This is a genomic window from Rhizobium sp. BK060, assembly GCF_014193145.1.
GTDB lineage: Bacteria > Pseudomonadota > Alphaproteobacteria > Rhizobiales > Rhizobiaceae > Rhizobium.
Window position 1 is genome coordinate 191,470 of record NZ_JACHYW010000003.1, and the last position, 15,717, is coordinate 207,186.

Below are 15,717 nucleotides of genomic sequence, written 5' to 3' on the forward strand. Positions count from 1 at the left end.
TTTGTCATTATGCGCGGTCAAGTGCGATGCGCATCCGGCCAGCGAGATCCTGAATGTACTGCCAGGCGACGCGGCCGGAACGCGCGCCACGCGTTGTGGCCCATTCCAGTGCCTCCGCATGCATCTTTTCGCGATCGATGGGTAGCTTGAAATGATCTGCATAGCCGTCGATCATCGTCAGATAGTCGTCCTGGCTGCATTTGTGGAATCCGAGCCAAAGGCCAAACCGGTCGGACAGCGAAACCTTTTCCTCGACCGCTTCGGAGGGATTGATCGCCGTCGACTGCTCGTTCTCCATCATGTTGCGCGGAAGCAGGTGGCGCCGGTTCGAGGTTGCATAGAAAAGAACGTTGTCTGGCCTCCCCTCTACGCCGCCATCAAGGGCTGCCTTGAGCGATTTGTATGCCGTGTCATCGTGATCGAACGAGAGGTCGTCGCAGAAAACGATGACGCGGAGGGGCGCATCCTTCAGCAGATCAAGCAGCGTCGGGAGGCTCGCGATATCTTCGCGATGCACTTCGACCAGTTTCAGCGACACGCCGCTCTCACGCCGCACATCTTCATGGACGGCCTTGACCAGCGAGGACTTGCCCATACCGCGCGCGCCCCATAGGAGAACGTTGTTCGCCGGATAGCCTTCGGCAAAGCGGACCGTGTTTTCGTGGAGGATATCCCGCACGTGGTCTACACCACGGATCAGCTTCAAGGCGACCCGGTTCGGTCGTGCAACTGGCTGGAGGTGCTGGCGGGCAGGGGACCAGACGAAGCAATCGGCAGCGTTCCAGTCGTTGGCAGCGGGCGCCGGGCCGGCCAACCGGTCGATCGCATCCGTCAGTCGGCGCAGTTCCGTCAGAATGGCGTTGTTGACGTCTTCGGCCATGGGCCTTCCTCCTGAATTCTGGTTGCAACCAGCCTGCTGTGTCTTTTGCCTGCGACGTAGCATGGCCTTTTGCGAGCGGAAAGGTTATGAGGCAGCGGAATCGGTACGGTTTCCGGCTGTTTCTGTTGCATTCGCAAAGACCATAATTATAGTCCGGCCACCCGAGAAAAGGCGGAGTTCCGCCACCGGAAAGCTTTGAGGAGTTTAGCATGTTCATCACCCCGGCATTTGCCCAGGCTGCCACCGACACTGCGGCGTCGCCGTTCGGCTCTGGCCTAGAAATGATCATCCTTTTTGTGCCGCTGATGGTTGTCTGGTATTTCCTGTTGATCCGTCCGCAGCGCGCGCAGGCCAAGAAGCGTGAAGAGACGCTGAAGGCGATCCGTCGCGGCGATCAGGTCGTCACCGGCGGCGGTCTCGTCGGCAAGGTCACCAAGGTTGTTGACGACAAGGAACTCGAAGTGGAAATTGCAGACGGGGTTCGCGTTCGCGTCGTTCGCACCGGCATTTCGGAAGTTCGCGTCAAGGGTGAGCCGGTGAAGGCAGACGCTGCATAGTATTGCAAACCTAGCCGCGAACCGGATTGGGCCGGATCGGAAATAGTCGAGAGAAAATGCATCGTTTTTCCCGCTTGAAGGCCGTTCTGATCTGGGTTTTGGTACTGGTGGCCGTGATAATCGCGGCCCCAAATTTATTGTCGGACGGGCAGCGTTCTAAGCTGCCCGCATGGTTGGCTCATAGCCGTGTTGTCCTTGGCCCTGATGTGCAGGGCGGTTCCCATCTGCTTTTTCAGATCGAGCGCTCCGATATCGTCAGGGAACGGCTCGAGCGTACGGTTGCTGACGTCCGTGGCAAGTTGCGCGAATCTAACATTCGCTATACCGGCCTGACCGGCAACGACCAGGACGTCACCGTCAGGATTACCGATGCCAGCCAAGTGGACGCTGCGGTCAATGCCTTAAGCACGTTGACTGCGAGCAGGAAGAACGGCTGGTTCGGCGGCTCGGTCCGGAATGTATCCCTGGAGAGAGGTAACGGCGGGCAGCTTACACTACGAATTTCAAACGATAGCATCGACGAAGGCATCACAGTTGCCCTGGCGCAGTCCCTGGAGGTTGTCGAGCGTCGCATTGCCGGCCTTGAGATCAAGGATTTTTCTGTTCGCGCAGATGGCCGCGACCGCATCGACGTCAAAACGCTCGGCTCGATTGACGTCGAGCGGCTGAAGAATATTCTGAACGAACCCGCTCAGCTCGCGGTTCGGATGATCGATGAAAGCATGTCCGGGCAGGAGGCCCTTGCCGGTCGCTGGCCTGCGACCTCCGAAGTACTCTATTCGCTTGACGATCCGCCCGTTCCTTACCTCGTCGATCGCACGGATTTTATAACGGGCAAGAATCTCGTCGATGCTCAGGCGGTCGTCGATCCGCAAACGGACGCGGTCGCCGTCAGCTATAAGCTGGATGCCGAAGGGACCGAGCGCCTGGCCCAGAAGACGCGCCAGAATATCGGCCGACACCTTGCCATACTCTTCGACGATCAGGTCATGGCGGCGCCGCTTATCAACGCGCCGATCTTGGACGGCACCGGAAGCGTGCCGGTCAGCTTCAGCGAGGACGGAACCCGCGATCTTGCGCTGATGTTGCGAAGCGGCGCTCTGCCGGCGACGTTGACGACGGTGGAGGAGCGCACCGTCAGCCCCACTCTCGGCGCTGAATCGAAGCGCGCCGGTTTGGTCGCCGGCTTCGTCGCTGCGATCCTTGTCACCGGGTTGATGTTTGCCTTCTATCGAAAGCTGGGCATCATCGCCGGCATTTCGCTTGTCCTGAACCTCCTCCTGATTCTCGCTGTGCTGAGTGTGATCGGCGCAACGCTGACATTGCCCGGCCTCGCAGGCATTGTCTTGATCATGGGCATGGCCGTCGATGCCAATGTGCTCGTCTACGAGCGAATCCGGGAAGAGGCGAAAGCCGGCCATTCCTTCGCGGATGCGATCGATAACGGGTTTTCTCGTGCGTTCCTGACGATCCTTGATGCCAATGTCACCATCGTCATTGCAGCGGTTATTCTCTACTATCTCGGCAGTGATACCGTTCGCGGTTTTGCCGTGACGCTGGCGGCGGGAATTCTGGCGACTGTCTTCACCACCTTCACGCTGACGCGTTGGATTGTCGTCACCTGGCTCCATCGCAAGCATCCGCGGCATCTGCCCAGGGATGTTCAGACAGGCATCTTCGATCACGCGAACATCCGCTTCATGGGCATACGGCGGTACACTTTCACGGCGTCGGCGGCGCTTTCGATACTGGCGATGGTCGGCTTCGCGACGGTTGGCGCAAACCTTGGCGTTGACTTTGCCGGCGGCTCGCTTGTGGAGGTCAAGGCGAAGCAGGGTGTTGCCGATCCGGATGATATCCGCGCGCGTCTCGGCGATCTGAACATCGGGAATATCGAGGCCCGTCGCCTTGCCGATGCCTCAACGGCGTTGGTTCGCATTCAGGCGCAAGGTGGCGGCGAGAATGCCGAACAGTCGGCTATGACCTTACTGCGCGATGAATTGGGTGATGACTACGAAATCCGGAGCGTGGAGGTTGTCGGCCCAGCCGTGTCGGGTGAACTGACGAGGGCCGCGACATTGGGTATACTCGGTTCGCTCGCTGTCATCCTCCTTTACATCTGGCTGCGCTTCGAATGGCAGTTTGCGATCGGTGCGATCATCGCGACCCTTCACGATATCATCTTGACGCTGGGCCTCTTCGTGCTGACAGGCATGGAATTCAATCTAACGAGCGTTGCGGCCATCCTGACGATTGTCGGCTATTCGCTCAACGATACGGTCGTCGTCTACGACCGGATGCGTGAAAATCTGAAGCGCTACCACAAGATGCCTCTGCCGATCCTGATCGATGCCTCGATCAATCAGACGCTGTCGCGCACTGTTTTGACGGCTGCGACGACATTGCTGGCCCTGCTGGCGCTCTGCCTGTTCGGTGGTGAAGTGATCCGCCCGTTCGCCTTTGTGATGCTGTTCGGCGTTGCAGTTGGCACCTTTTCCTCCATCTACATAGCTGCGCCCGTGCTGATTGCTTTCAAGCTCCGGCCGGACGCCGTCAATAGTGATCAAAATAAGAAAGTGGCCGAGCCGGGTACGAACTCCGGCAATCCGGTAGTGTGAGAATATGGCAAGAGGCATAGAAATCCGCGAGGCGCATTTTCCTGGACGCGCGCCCATCGATACCTACGGCAACGGCGGTTTCCGTTTCGCCGACATGTCCCATCGCGGATCGATCCTTTGCCTTCCGTCCGGTATCTATGGCTGGGATATGGACATGTCGAAGCCGCTGTCGATCGAGAATTTTCAGAAGGTGCTCGACGAGGCAGCCGAGATCGAGGTCCTGCTGATCGGCACAGGGAACGATATGCGTCCGATCCCGGCTGATCTGAAGGCTGCCTTGAGGGCCGCCGGCATTTCATCCGATCCGATGAATACGGGTGCTGCGGTTCGCACCTTCAACATCATGCTCTTGGAATCCCGCGCCGTCGCCGCGGCGCTAATAGCGGTCTGACAATGGCCGATCAGCCTTTGACGAACCAGGACATCTGCCTGGCGACGCTGCGCGACAACGACCGCGACCGGTACCTGGCCTGCCTGCTGTCGCCGGAAAGCAAGCGGGACGCATTGGCCGCACTCTACGCTTTCAATGCCGAGCTTGCACGTATTCGCGATCTGGTGCACGAGCCCCTTCCGGGGGAGGTTCGCATGCAATACTGGCGCGACCTGCTGGAGGGGAGCGCGCATGGCTCCACCCAGGCAAATCCAATTGCCGCTGCCTTGCTATCGACAATCGAAGCCCACCGCCTGCCGCCGAAGACCCTCGTAAACATGATCGATGCTCGCATCTTCGATCTCTACGACGATCCGATGGAGACGCGCGTCTCGCTCGAAGGATATGCCGGCGAGACGGCGTCTACCCTCATTCAATTGGCTAGCCTGGTACTTGCGCCGGAGGAGGCTGCCAGATCCGCTGAGGCTGCTGGGCACGCAGGTGTTGCGCAGGCCATCGCCGGCCTCCTGCTTTTGATGCCGCTGCATCGTCACCGCGGACAGCTCTATATTCCGCTTGAAATCCTATCTGCGACGGGACTTGATCGCGATGCGTTTCTTGCCGGGGAGGACAAGTCGCGCATCTCTGCAGCGATCGAAGCTTTCGCCGGGCTCGGCCGCGACCATCTCGCCAGGGCGAGAAGTGTCGCGATATCATCGACCGTATTTCCGGCATTCCTGCCTGTCGCGCTGGCGGAGCCCGTGCTTGTCAACGCTCAGAAGACAGGCGCAGGATTGTTCGAGCGTCAGTTGCAGCGCTCGCAGCTGCGGCGCCAGGCGGGCATGCTGCTCGCGTTGATGCGCAAGAAAATCTGAATTTTGTTCAAACTCGCGCAAGGCTCGTGCCTTATAGAAGCGTCGTTGCAGCTTTGATCGGAGAGCGATGTGAGCATTATCGTCTGGTGCGTTATATTCGCGATCGTCATTTTCATCGCCTTCATTTCGACGCGCATGGCGGCGCAGAACAAGGAAGATGGCCTTCACGATACCGGACTCGCGATCATCGAGTTCAACCGGGCTTTTCCCACTGAAGCAATCCGCCAGTTGCAGGCCACCGCCAACGGACAGGCAGTGTTCGTACGCCTGCATGACAATAAGGCGGGCTTCATGCGCAACATGCAGAGACATTATTCATGCCACATCATCGAGCCGGGCAGGGTGCGTGTCCTGAGCTCGGAAACGGGCAGCGGCCTCAGCATCGAGTTCCTTGACGCTCCACATCAGAGCGGTACGTTCGAATTTGCCTCCTCCAAGGAGGCATCCGAGGTCTCTCTCTGGCTGCTCGGCAACTACGTGGCCGAGCCGGACAAAGCATTGGCGTCGCACAATTCCACAGCCGAAAACGGCAAGTAGCGAAGCCCCTGGCGAACCGGCATATCGTTTCGCCGCAGTCGTTCCGCATTCACGATCATCCTTATCGGCATAGCCTCTCGCGTGACGCATGGCTGCGGCCGTTTTGCCGTTGCTTGCCGCCCGAAATAGGCGCAAGATTTGCGCTCATCCGGCAATGTTTGAGTTTGTGTTCACAAACGCGATGGAGGTGCGTGATGCTTGCGATCAATGATACCGCTCCGGATTTCGAAGCCCAAACGACCGAAGGCAAGATCAGTTTTCACCAGTGGATCGGTAATTCCTGGGCGGTGCTGTTTTCGCATCCGAAGGACTTTACCCCCGTATGCACAACTGAACTCGGCTACATGGCGCGGATCAAACCTGAGTTCGACAGGCGCGGTGTGAAGATCATCGGCCTCTCGGTCGATCCGCTTGAACGCCATGCCAGCTGGATGAATGACATCGAGGAAACACAGGGCTACCGCCCCAACTACCCGATGATCGCCGACGTCGATTACACCGTGTCGAAGCGCTATAACATGCTGCCCGCTTTGGTATCCGGCGATCCGACGGAGCGCACGCCGGCCGACAACCAGACCGTCCGGAACGTTTTCGTCATCGGCCCCGACAAGAAGATCAAACTGGTTATGGTTTATCCCATGACCACCGGTCGCAACTTCGATGAGGTGCTGCGGGTTATCGATTCGCTCCAGCTGACCGCCAAGCACAAGGTTGCTACGCCGGTGAACTGGAAGAACGGTGAGGACGTGATCATCGCCGGTTCTGTCTCCGACGACGACGCAAAGAAGCAATATCCGCAAGGTTGGCGAGCGCCGAAGCCCTATATCAGGATCGTGCCGCAGCCGCACGGATAGTCCATTGCAAACTGTGCCGCCACGATGGAGGTAGGGATGATCTTCCGGCAACTGTTTGATCCGGTGTCGAGTACTTATTCCTATTTGCTGGCAAGCCGGAAGGGCGGCGAGGCGCTGATCATCGATCCGGTGCTGGAAAGGGTCGATCGCTACCTCCAACTCATCCATGAACTCGACCTGAAGCTGGTCAAGGCCGTGGACACGCATCTCCACGCCGATCACATCACGGGCCTTGGCGCTCTACGCGACAAAACCCATTGCATCACAGTGATGGGGGAGCAGACAAAAGCCGATGTCGTTTCGATGCGGCTCTCCGATAACGACAAGCTGACCATCGAGGGGCTTTCCCTGGACGTGATCTATACGCCGGGCCATACGGACGATTCCTACAGTTTCGTGCTGCCCGACCGCGTATTCACTGGCGACACCCTGCTCATCCGCGGTACCGGCCGCACCGATTTTCAGAACGGTGACCCGAGAGCGCAGTTCGAGTCGATTTTCGGTCGGCTTCTGAAGCTTCCGGACTCAACACTGGTTTTCCCGGCGCACGACTACAAGGGGGATACGGTCTCCACCATCGGAGAGGAGAGGGCCTTTAACCCGCGCCTGCAGGTGACGTCTGCCGATGAATACGCCGACCTGATGAACAATCTGAAGCTCTCGAATCCGAAGATGATGGATGTCGCCGTACCCGCCAATATGAAGGTCGGGATGAACCAGGATAACGTCATGCGCCACGGCTGGGCGCTGACGGCGCAACAGGCGCTGAGTGTCGTCGGCCTCGGTGATGTCGCTTTGATCGATCTACGCGAGAACGCCGAGCGGCAGCGAAACGGTACGATTCCGGGCTCACTGCATGTCCCGTACCCGTCGCTCGAGGAAAGCATAGGTGCAGGCGGGATGCTGCATGAGCTGGCAAGTTCAACCCGCAAGAGGCTGCTTTTCTACTGCGCCTTCGGTGAGCGATCGGCAATGGCCGTGCAGGCGGCGCACGACGCCGGCCTTCCCCTGGCCTTTCACATTCAAGGCGGCATCGACGCCTGGAAGAAAGCGGCAGGACCGATCGCGCATTAGCGAGCAGCCAACATGAGGCGATGCAATGGTCGAGCGGCGATCAATTCTGACCTGTCCCATCTGTAGCCACCGATCGGTAGCGACGATGCCGGTTGACGCCTGCGTTTGGTTCTACGAATGCCGAGGCTGTGGTGCGACGCTCAAGCCGAAGGACGGTGATTGCTGCGTTTTCTGCTCATATGGGTCGGTTCCTTGCCCACCGGTTCAAGACCGGAACGCCCCGCCCTGTTGTCACGCGACTTGAAACACAGCCGCGTAGTGGTAGGGCGGGAGATCGACGATCCGCAGCATGTGAAAGCCAGCGGCTTCAACGACGGCGCGCACGGACTCGGGTGGCATACGCATCTCGGTGCGCGGTCCGCGCGGCTTGCCGAGGATCACCGTGTCCTCTCGCGGCACTGGATGCCAGTTGATGATGCAGAACACCCCGTTCGGTCTCAGAACTTCCCTTACGGAACGTGCAAGCCCGATCTGGTCAGGAACACCGTGGAAAGTATTGGCGATCAAGACAAAATCGACCGGTTCGAAAAGGCGCTCGGCCAAGGACGCGGCGTCCGCGCAAATCCACTGGCGAACAGACGCGCCTCTTCGTTCAACTTCGGCCTTCGCCAGATCGATCATGGCGGGATCGAGATCGAGCGCCGCCAGACGTCCGTCGACCAATGCTGCGAGCGGGCCGGTGAAATAGCCGTCGCCGCAGCAAAGGTCGAGAACGCTCATGCTCCGCCGGATGCCGACCTGTTGAAGGAGCCCTTCGGGATCAGGCCACAGCGCAGACCACCAATCCCGGTCCGGCATGGACGTACCTTGAAACAATGCTGCCATAGGCGTGCACCCTTCGACGACATTTCACTATAACATTTGCGATCATGCCGGTGGCCTCGGATCCACCGAGAGGGGGACCGAGAGCGCTGTGGCCTACGGCCTGATTACGCACTCTCCGCGAGATGAGCGTCGAGCCCCAGCCAGTTCGCGCAATCAGCAAGCGCGCGCCTGGCGATCAACTGTCGCTTCATGATCGTCTTGTCCTTGCCGCGGAAGCGCTTGACACCTTCGGGCTTGACGATCGAACCGGGCTCAAGTTCGGGAAAGAGGCCGAAGTTGATGTTCATCGGCTGGAAGGACCGCTTGCCAGGTTCCTCGTCGTTGACGATGTGGCCGCCAGTGATGTGGCCGAGCAGCGAGCCGAGCGCCGTCGTTACGGGCGGCAGCGATACGGCTTCTCCTTTGCGCTCGGCTGCAGCAAACCGGCCGGCCATCAGCCCAACGCTCGCACTTTCGACATAGCCTTCGCATCCGGTGATCTGCCCGGCAAAGCGCAGACCGGGGCGGGACTTGAGCGTGAGGGAAGGGTCGAGCAGTGTCGGCGAATTGATATAGGTATTGCGGTGAAGGCCGCCGAGGCGGGCGAATTCGGCGTTCTGAAGTCCCGGGATCATACGGAAGATCTCCGCCTGAGCGCCGTATTTCAGCTTCGTCTGGAAGCCGACCATGTTGTAGAGCGTGCCGAGCGCATTGTCCTGCCGCAACTGAACGACAGCGTGGGCCTTGACGGTCGGGTTATGCGCGTTGGTCAGGCCCATCGGTTTCATCGGGCCGTGACGCAGGGTCTCGCGGCCGCGTTCCGCCATTACCTCGATTGGAAGACAGCCATCGAAGTAGGGCGTTCCTTCCCATTCCTTGAAGCCGACCGTATCGCCGGCAATCAGAGCGTCCACGAAAGCGTTGTACTGCTCTTCGGTCATCGGGCAGTTGATGTAATCCTTGCCGGTGCCGCCGGGACCGACCTTATCGTAGCGCGATTGGTACCAGCAGGTATCCATGTCGATGCTGTCACGATGAACGATCGGGGCGATCGCATCGAAAAAGGCCAGCGCGTCCCCACCCGTCTCGGCCTGGATCGCGCTCGCAAGGGAAGGGGCAGTCAACGGGCCGGTGGCAACGATGGCGAGGTCCCATTCTTTCGGCGGCAGGCCGATCACTTCTTCACGAACGACCGTGATCAGCGGATGCTCGTGAATCGCCTTGGTCACGGCGTCGGAAAATCCGTCGCGGTCGACAGCCAGTGCGCCACCTGCCGGGACCTGGTGCTTGTCGGCGCACGCCATGATCAGAGATCCCGCCATGCGCATCTCGGCATGGATAACACCGACCGCGTTGCTGGTCGCGTCGTCGGACCGGAAGGAGTTGGAGCAGACGAGCTCGGCCAGGCCGTCAGTCTTGTGGGCGTCGGTGCCGCGCACGCCACGCATCTCGTGCAGGATGACAGGCACGCCGGCATTTGCGATCTGCCAGGCCGCCTCTGAGCCGGCGAGCCCGCCGCCAACCACGTAGATGGGAGAATGGGAAGAGGTCTTGTTCATGCGCGGCTGATTACCACGCTAGGGCGGCGCAGGAAACCGAAGAATTGGCGACTGGTCGATGCCGGCGCCGATGTTTTCAGATATCCAACTCCAGCCGAGCGCCAGTGTTGCTCGCTGCCGGCACGGTGCAGCAGATCAACGCTTCGTCATCGGCGGTGTCGGCGCTCGGCTCCTTCGTATAGGCGACAGCGCCGGAAAGAATTTTCGTCCTGCAACTTCCGCAATTGCCGAGACGACAGCTGAACTCGGGCGCCAAGCCACGCGCTTCGGCAAGCTCCAACAGCGTGCCCGATCCCGGCTCCCAGCGCGCTTTCCTACCTGAGCGCATGAAATAGACGGGCTGCGGGTCCTCAGCGGCGCGCGCTGGCGATCGCTTGGCCTCGTCTCGCGATCGCTGGAGAGACGCGGGTCCAAACGCTTCGGCATGGATACGGCCGTCGGCAATATTCAATCCGCGCAAGCCGTCATAGACAGACTGCATGAAGCCGGTTGGACCGCACAGATAGAAGTCATAGTCGTTGAACGGCAACACCCTGTTCAGCAGGATCATGTCGACACGTCCTTGCTGTTCGTAGCCTTCGCCAGCAACTGTATCGGACGTGTCGCTGAGCAACCGGACCAGCTTGACGACACCGCCGGACGCTTCGGCCAGTGCCTGCAATTCGGTATCGAATGCGCGTTCGGACTTATTACGTGCGGAATAGATCAGCCAGGTTGGTCGGATCCGTCTGGTGCGCAGTCCCTCGTAGACGACATGCCGCAGCATGGCGAGCAGCGGGGTGATACCGATGCCGGCCGCCAGTAAAACGGCAGGACGTGTCTCCGCGGCATCGATCGTGAACGCACCGGCCGGCGCGCGGACCTCGATGATGTCTCCTTGTCGGATGGCATCATGAAGATGCGTGGAGACAAGCCCCTCGCGCTTGACGCTGATGCGATACGTGCCGTCGGAGGGCGCCGAGGAGATCGTATAGGTGCGAACCGCTGGCACATCCGTTCCCTCGATCTTGATGCGGATCGGCAGGTGTTGGCCGGAGACATGCGGAATGATCCCGCCTTGGTCTGTTGGTTCGAGATAGAAAGAGCGCACGCTGGCGTTCTCCTGGACGATGCGGGTGACGCGAAAGGGCCGCCAGCTTTTGGCGAGTGCTACCGCACGAAGCCGCGCGGCGGCTTCGTCCCAGCTGCCGGTCATCAGGGAGTTGGGAGATGAGCCATCCGCAGGCGACCGCCAGCGAAGCGGCAACGCTTCTTGCCTGTAGACGATTTGCCTCGGGCGAAAGCGCCACAGCCGCTCCGCGCCCTGGAAAGCTGCTATCTCAGGTGATTCCAGAATAACCTGCGCGTCGCCCGATAATTGCAGCAGATCGCCGCTTTCGAAATCCGCGAAGACCAGCCCCGCCCGTGGGTTGGAGAGGATGTTGCCGAGCGTGTTGAAAAAGAGATTGCCGGCAAAGTCCGGGATCGTCACAACGCCGTCCTCGCCGATCCGCACGAAACCCGGCCTGCCGCCGCGATGCGAAACATCGATTTGGCGCCCTTCACTGTCGCGGTCGACATACGAGGCAACGAAAAATGTATCCGCCTTGGCAATCATTTCGGCGGGACGACCGTCAAGGCTGCCGAAACTGACGGGGTCGTATCCGGAAGGTTGCATCGGATCGCGCGCGAACTCGAAATCGCGCAGCTGGATATATTGCGGGCAGTTGCCATAGGATTGCCCCACGCGCACATCGAAGCCGTCCTGCCCAGTTCTATGGACAGTGCCGTTCAGCCGGTTGCGACGGCGCGTATGGAGTTCGATGCCGAGCATGGCGATGGCCTCGCCGTCGTCCATTCCAGCGTCGGCCGGATCAAGGTGCTCCCGCGGAAGGCGGACACTCAGCGTGTGAATATCAGGGCTCTGAAGGAAGCCCGGCTGATTGGCACGCACCGTTGCCCATGCATTGCCGTGCGCATCTACCGTTCCCAGGAGGATAAAAGGCAGCTGCGGATAGAACTGGCGGTGCTGATCGATCAAGTGATCTCGCAGAACGCGCCGGCCCACCTCGTTCATTCGCTTGGCGACGCCGGCCTTTTCCTGCAGTGCGATCTCTCCGGCATGCCAGGGAGAGGACGTGGTGCTCTGTGCATCGGTAGACATAACTGCCTCCTTGACGGCTCATGGTCGGCCGCAGCGCGATGAAACGCCTCAAGCCGCCTCGACAATACCGACTGGCGATTTCTGGAATGGTTGAAAGCCGGGGAGGGCTTCGATCCGCTCAAGCCATGCCGTTACGTTGCGGTAGGCAGACCGATCGACGTTTCCTTCCGGCGCGCGGGCGATGTAGCTGTAAAGGGCGACATCGGCGATGGTCGGCCTGCTCGCGGCGATCCAATCGCGATCGACCAGGTGGTCATCGATCAGTTGAAGGATTCGATGCGCTCTTGCGATGACCTCTTCGGTGTCGAACTTCGCTCCGAACAACGTCACAAGCCTCGCCGCACACGGGCCATAGGCGATCTCGCCGGCAGCGACTGACAGCCAGCGCTGGACCGCCGCTGCAGCTGCCGGCTCCTCGGGGAGCCATCCTTCGGGTGCGTACTTCTTGGCGAGGTAGACGAGGATGGCGTTGGAGTCGCTGATGATAACATCGCCATCTTCGAGCACCGGCAACTGTCCGAAGGGATTGAGCGCAAGGAAGCTGGCGCTTTTGTGCTCTCTGGCAGCAAGGTCGACCTGCAAGACATCGGCGTCGATGCCGATCAGCGACAGAAAGAGGTGCGCGCGATGGGAATGGCCCGAGAGAGGATGTGAGTAAAGCTTCATCGGTCTGGTCTCCGTGTTGAGGTAACCAGACAATAATTGTTTCCAATTGCGTGCTGAATTGCGATAAGTTGAAAGAGACTATTTCATTTTGCGGAATATTGCGGGCGAGCATATGGATCGGCTTCAATGCATGAGGATTTTGGTCAAGGTTGCCGAGACGGCGAGCTTTGCACAGGCTGCGCGTCAGCTTCACATGAGTCCACCGGCAGTCACACGCGCGATCGCCTTTCTGGAGGAAGCCACAGGGGCGCGGCTCTTCCTCCGCTCCACGCGCTCCGTAAAGCTGACGCCGTCGGGCAGCCGGTATGCCGAAGACTGCAGAAGGATACTCAGCGATATCGACGAGGCGGAAGCATCGGCTGGTGGATCTCATTCAACGGCGTCGGGAATCCTGACCATCACAGCACCGGTTCTGTTCGGTCAGATCTATATCGTCCCTGTTATGACGGAGTTTCTCAGCATGCAGCCAGCCGTCACCGGGCGCGTCCTCCTCTTCGATCGGATGGTCAATCTTGTGGAGGAGGGCATCGACGTGGCCATCCGCATCGGCCACCTGCCGGATTCGGATCAGCAGGCGATAAAGGTCGGGAGCGTGCGCCGCGTCGTCTGCGGAGCGCCGGCCTACTTCGAGCGTCACGGCGAACCGGCAACGCCAGCCGACCTCACCCGGCACGTAACTATTGTGAATACGGGGTCATCGGCGCCGTTGGACTGGCACTTCGCGCCCAACCATACGCCCGTCAAGCTTCATCCGCGCATGTACTGCAACACTGTCGATGCATCGATCGCAGCGGCGGTGACTGGATGGGGCCTGTCACGGACCCTGTCCTATCAGGTAACGGAGCATCTTGCCGCCGGTCGGCTGAGAACAGTGCTCGAGGATTATGAGGAAGAGCCACTGCCAATCCACGTCGTTCATGTAGAGGGAAGGCATGTCTCGGCCAAGACGCGCGCGTTCGTTGATTTCGCAGTTCAGAAGATAAAGTCCATCGGACTCTGAATGCCGGGATCAGCAAGATGCCGCATTGGGCGCATCCGCGAAGCTCAAGCCATTGTTCTGGCCGACGCTTCGTAGCGTTTTGACAGGAAACTTATTCGATCGAGGTTGTTCAGGATGTCGACCATGTCGCATGCTTCGCGCCACGTCATCCGGGCCATCCGAACGCCGTTCAATTCGGCCGGCTGTTGTGTCGTGGCATCGACAACGGTCCACAAACCATCCTCCATGCGAAGATTATATCGGCACATCGCGCATGTCTCCGTTAGGCAGCGGCCGGATAGTTTCACAATGATTAATATTAGTCCACCCTAAAGAATGGCCGAGATCGCGGTGTCAACAGGGCAGTGCAGTTTGGATTGTGTCGCCATTCGCGCGCTCGCACCGCCGCAGCTATTTCGTTCCTGGGGATTTGGTTCGCGATCGTATCACGTTAGCGGCGCCCATCGCAGCGAAGGGCTCGGAATCAAAAACGGCGCCAAAGGCGCCGTCTTGGAAGCTTCATGCTCGCCGCTATTAGCGGAACGAGCGGGAAGCGATGGTGCGAATGTCGTAGCGGCTAACGCCAATGTCGGCGAGCGTCTGATTGGAAAGGCTGCCAAGTTCGCTGAGCGTACGGCGGTAGCTAATCCAGCTTTTTGCAATGCGGATCGGGTTCATGTTCGTCTTCCTCAGAATGATCGTCGAGAGCAGCGCCATCGCCGTCTCATCGTTGATATCCATATAGGCGTTCCCAGTCATATTGTGCAGTGCAAAGAAAAGGCATCTGCTATGCAATTGTGCATGCGATGCTCATTCCAAATGCAGTGATTACTTTCTGGGCGCTGCCATGAGCGAGGTGGAGTCGGCCGCAACTATTGCGGAAGCTGGTAGCCAGACAAAAGAAAACGCCCGTTGCCAGGGGCAGCGGGCGTTTTTGTCAAGGCGATCTGCTTGGGAGGACAGCGGATCGCTTGTATTAGCGGGCAGAAGCCTCGCGAGCAACGCGATTGATGTCAGAACGGTCGATGCCGAGATCGTGCAATTCGCGGTTGGTCATGCGGCCGAGTTCGGTAACGGTCTGACGGTACTTGCGCCAGTTGTTGAAAGAGCGTGCAAAGTTCATTTTAATCCCCTTTCCTAGGGCTTGCGATCTGCCAGCTGCCGCCGATCGGCGCTGACCTCTATCTGATGACCAGAATATATGTTGCACTGCGAAGTCGTGCCAGAGACAAGATTTCAGACCACCTATGCACCGGATGCAGATCTCACACCGTTATTCACGCGATCCGGCCGATACTTGGTCAATCGTTAGGCAGAATGGCTTGCAGCCGATCAGCTGTCGCCTGCCTTTTCGCCTGCCGGGACCAATAAACGCCGGTCGGCATATGCGGTTAGGGAGCTCAAGTCGGACTCCCGCAGGTTTGCGGCCGTCCGTCACTGGCTGCGAGTCGTTGCTGCATCAATGAGCTTGCCGCCAGGCCGGTTGTCGGGGTGCGCGGGAGAGACATGTGCGGGAGAGACATCGGCGCTGCCCTGGAGGCACTGGAAAACCGGGCTTGTGATATTGTCTGCTATAGAAAACCAAACGCCCACCGGGGGAGGATCCGGTGGGCGTCATTAGGGCGACTGACAACTGGGAGGAGGAGTGTTGTCAGTCCATCGGAGGGCGCTGGGAGGAGGAGTGCGCTGCTCCGAATTTCGTCACGAAGATCATCTTCGAAGGCTTCCGGAGGACCGGGGCCGGGACGCCATTCCCTGCCTTGTGAAAAGTAATATAAATCGTCCCGCGTTAATTTTGCAG

17 protein-coding genes are annotated in these 15,717 nt (G+C 59.4%); 9 read left to right on the plus strand and 8 right to left on the minus strand.

Annotated elements, in window-relative coordinates:
* Positions 1-7: 7 nt before the first annotated feature.
* On the minus strand, positions 8-880 hold the full coding sequence (locus FHT71_RS04705) for an ATP-binding protein (protein ID WP_007788913.1): 873 nt from the start codon (positions 878-880) through the stop codon (positions 8-10).
* A gap of 209 nt (positions 881-1,089) precedes the next feature.
* Between FHT71_RS04705 and yajC the strand changes: the two genes are divergently transcribed.
* From yajC to FHT71_RS31365, 8 genes are all read left to right on the plus strand, one after another.
* Positions 1,090-1,437, plus strand: coding sequence for a preprotein translocase subunit YajC (gene yajC / locus FHT71_RS04710; RefSeq protein WP_007788914.1), 348 nt, complete (start codon positions 1,090-1,092; stop codon positions 1,435-1,437).
* Positions 1,438-1,493: 56 nt separating this feature from the next.
* Positions 1,494-4,055, plus strand: coding sequence for a protein translocase subunit SecDF (gene secDF / locus FHT71_RS04715; RefSeq protein WP_132590857.1), 2,562 nt, complete (start codon positions 1,494-1,496; stop codon positions 4,053-4,055).
* A 4-nt stretch (positions 4,056-4,059) separates the two neighbouring features.
* Complete coding sequence (locus tag FHT71_RS04720) at positions 4,060-4,446, plus strand: Mth938-like domain-containing protein (RefSeq protein ID WP_007788916.1); 387 nt, start codon at positions 4,060-4,062, stop codon at positions 4,444-4,446.
* Between the two features lie 2 nt (positions 4,447-4,448).
* Positions 4,449-5,300, plus strand: a complete 852-nt coding sequence (locus FHT71_RS04725) for a phytoene/squalene synthase family protein (RefSeq protein WP_007788917.1) — start codon at positions 4,449-4,451, stop codon at positions 5,298-5,300.
* A 69-nt stretch (positions 5,301-5,369) separates the two neighbouring features.
* Positions 5,370-5,837, plus strand: coding sequence for a hypothetical protein (locus tag FHT71_RS04730; protein ID WP_132590859.1), 468 nt, complete (start codon positions 5,370-5,372; stop codon positions 5,835-5,837).
* Positions 5,838-6,031: 194 nt separating this feature from the next.
* Positions 6,032-6,691 (plus strand): peroxiredoxin, encoded by a 660-nt coding sequence (locus FHT71_RS04735; RefSeq protein WP_007788924.1) that lies wholly within the window; start codon positions 6,032-6,034, stop codon positions 6,689-6,691.
* 36 nt (positions 6,692-6,727) lie between these two features.
* On the plus strand, positions 6,728-7,765 hold the full coding sequence (locus FHT71_RS04740; protein WP_007788925.1) for an MBL fold metallo-hydrolase: 1,038 nt from the start codon (positions 6,728-6,730) through the stop codon (positions 7,763-7,765).
* 25 nt (positions 7,766-7,790) lie between these two features.
* Complete coding sequence (locus FHT71_RS31365) at positions 7,791-8,009, plus strand: GDCCVxC domain-containing (seleno)protein (RefSeq protein ID WP_132590861.1); 219 nt, start codon at positions 7,791-7,793, stop codon at positions 8,007-8,009.
* Here the strand turns inward: FHT71_RS31365 and FHT71_RS04745 are convergent.
* The 4 genes from FHT71_RS04745 to FHT71_RS04760 form a co-directional block, all read right to left on the minus strand.
* A complete protein-coding gene (locus tag FHT71_RS04745) occupies positions 7,997-8,590 on the minus strand; it encodes a class I SAM-dependent methyltransferase (RefSeq protein ID WP_165933117.1) in 594 nt (197 codons plus the stop codon). The genes FHT71_RS31365 and FHT71_RS04745 overlap by 13 nt on opposite strands.
* Positions 8,591-8,694: 104 nt before the next feature.
* Entirely contained in the window at positions 8,695-10,128 is a 1,434-nt protein-coding gene (trmFO, locus tag FHT71_RS04750) for a methylenetetrahydrofolate--tRNA-(uracil(54)-C(5))-methyltransferase (FADH(2)-oxidizing) TrmFO (protein WP_183719114.1), read from the minus strand.
* Between the two features lie 76 nt (positions 10,129-10,204).
* Entirely contained in the window at positions 10,205-12,271 is a 2,067-nt protein-coding gene (locus tag FHT71_RS04755; protein ID WP_132590865.1) for a pyridoxamine 5'-phosphate oxidase family protein, read from the minus strand.
* Positions 12,272-12,319: 48 nt separating this feature from the next.
* On the minus strand, positions 12,320-12,937 hold the full coding sequence (locus tag FHT71_RS04760) for a glutathione S-transferase (protein ID WP_132590867.1): 618 nt from the start codon (positions 12,935-12,937) through the stop codon (positions 12,320-12,322).
* 112 nt (positions 12,938-13,049) lie between these two features.
* On the opposite strand from FHT71_RS04760, the gene FHT71_RS04765 reads away from it, so the two are divergent.
* Positions 13,050-13,937 carry a LysR family transcriptional regulator gene (locus FHT71_RS04765; RefSeq protein WP_037081776.1) on the plus strand — a complete coding sequence of 296 codons (888 nt, stop codon included), beginning with the start codon at positions 13,050-13,052 and terminating at the stop codon, positions 13,935-13,937.
* A 44-nt stretch (positions 13,938-13,981) separates the two neighbouring features.
* On the opposite strand, the gene FHT71_RS04770 is transcribed toward FHT71_RS04765, so the two are convergent.
* The 3 genes from FHT71_RS04770 to FHT71_RS04780 form a co-directional block, all read right to left on the minus strand.
* Positions 13,982-14,185 (minus strand): hypothetical protein, encoded by a 204-nt coding sequence (locus FHT71_RS04770; RefSeq protein ID WP_007788934.1) that lies wholly within the window; start codon positions 14,183-14,185, stop codon positions 13,982-13,984.
* A 265-nt stretch (positions 14,186-14,450) separates the two neighbouring features.
* Positions 14,451-14,594 (minus strand): DUF1127 domain-containing protein, encoded by a 144-nt coding sequence (locus tag FHT71_RS04775; protein WP_016553778.1) that lies wholly within the window; start codon positions 14,592-14,594, stop codon positions 14,451-14,453.
* A 298-nt stretch (positions 14,595-14,892) separates the two neighbouring features.
* Positions 14,893-15,039: a DUF1127 domain-containing protein gene (locus FHT71_RS04780; RefSeq protein ID WP_007788937.1), complete on the minus strand. Its 147-nt coding sequence runs from the start codon at positions 15,037-15,039 to the stop codon at positions 14,893-14,895.
* Positions 15,040-15,717: the final 678 nt, after the last annotated feature.